General features: G+C 39.7%; 2 protein-coding genes. Both read right to left on the bottom strand.

Annotated elements, in window-relative coordinates; genetic code table 11:
- Positions 1 to 226: 226 nt before the first annotated feature.
- The gene (locus FFR48_RS28065; RefSeq protein WP_137669594.1) at positions 227 to 823 is read right to left on the bottom strand and encodes a glyoxalase-like domain protein; all 597 of its coding nucleotides are present in this window, start codon (positions 821 to 823) and stop codon (positions 227 to 229) included.
- On the bottom strand, positions 807 to 1,006 hold a 200-nt coding region (locus tag FFR48_RS29865), incomplete at its 5' end, for a hypothetical protein (RefSeq protein WP_236104237.1). The genes FFR48_RS28065 and FFR48_RS29865, both read right to left, overlap by 17 nt.

The following is a 1,006-nucleotide window of genomic DNA, read 5'->3' on the forward strand; positions in this document are numbered from 1 at the left end:
TCTCTTGAAATCCCAAAAAATGCACACTTTTTCCGGTATACCCTTCAAAACCCTTGGACTAATTTCTGTGTTTATCAGCCTCTAACCTTTGATATATCAAGGTTTTAGGTTTATTCAGCAAACCCTACTTAAAGAAAAAATAGTTCCTATCCAACTCTTGAAACTGTCACCGTGGCGTAGCATCTGTCACTGGTCCTTCACAGATAACTTTTTCAGCAAACCCTAACTAACCAGTAACTTCAGCCATTTCAATCACACGGCCTTCATAGTCCTTCACCAAAAAATTCAAAGGTTTTTGATTGCGAATTTTAAACTTCAAACCCCGCACTTCCACCCGCATTAAAATCAACTCCAAACAATCACGGTCAAAACAAACATGACGCTGTTGATTTTTAGTTCCTAAACTCGCACCAGTAATAATGTGCAGTTGAATATTTTTCTTTAATTGATACCATAGTCCATCACTGCCATTAGTCATGGTTTTATTAGACCAACTGGGACTAGAAGACATATAAAGCGGATCAATCCCCGTTGCACCAATAGTTTGTTCGTAGTTGTAATAATAGTGCAAAGGTACTTCCGCAGCGGGCAAATCTAGCAAACCTTCATAGAGTTGTCGGGCAATTTCCAAATCTGACACCATCACAGTATAAACTTTTGGGGCGCTGGTAAGAAACATCCACATTGCACCAGCATAAGCCGCCAACAGCATAATCATAATGCCTTGGGTAGAGAAAAGGCTATCCAAAGGCAAGGAAGGTAAGAAAGAAGCTAAAGTCAAGGAACTATGCAAGATAGGTATCAAATTAGCTGCTATAACCATGAATAAATGAAGATTGTATAAAGGAGCGGCTTTTAGTATCGTCAATAAAGACTAGGGCTAACCAATTCTCACTCGTGCCATTTTGAATTAAGTAGAAGGCTAAGATACTCCCTCCTGTAAAGGTTAACTCGCGCCAATTACCTGCTGCATGACCCGAATTAAACAAGGTCTGTCTTGTAGAAC

This window comes from Sphaerospermopsis reniformis, from assembly GCF_005402885.1.
Classification (GTDB): Bacteria; Cyanobacteriota; Cyanobacteriia; order Cyanobacteriales; family Nostocaceae; genus Sphaerospermopsis; species Sphaerospermopsis kisseleviana.

Excerpts from the sequence above, each read along its gene's own strand:
- FFR48_RS28065 (WP_137669594.1), bottom strand. The coding sequence starts at position 823 with ATGGTTATAGCAGCTAATTTGATACCTATCTTGCATAGTTCCTTGACT.